The 263-nt window shown below is 66.9% G+C and carries 1 protein-coding gene; it reads left to right on the top strand.

Annotated elements, in window-relative coordinates:
- The coding region (locus ACPYOG_RS19775; RefSeq protein WP_481295820.1) for a DHHA1 domain-containing protein at nucleotides 1-263 on the top strand (263 nt) is incomplete at both ends.

Genomic DNA, 263 nt, shown 5'->3' with positions numbered 1-263 from the left:
ATGCGATACGCGATGTCGGTGGCGTCAAATTCCTCGGCAAGGCCATTTCCGGTGTCGACCCCAAGGATCTCACGGGGCTGGCGGATGAGGGCAAGGCAAGCCTCGGCTCCGGCGTCGTTGCGCTGATCGGCGTTTCCGAGGATGGCAAGGCCAGCGCCGTCGTTGCCGTCACCGAGGATTTGACCGGCCGCTTCAGCGCCGTCGATCTCGTCCGCATCGCGTCTGCTGCCCTAGGCGGCAAGGGCGGCGGCGGACGTCCCGAC

This window comes from Leifsonia sp. HAY1-4F, from assembly GCF_056755275.1.
Note: the sequence above shows the minus strand (reverse complement) of the source record. Positions and strands in the feature narration are given on the sequence as shown.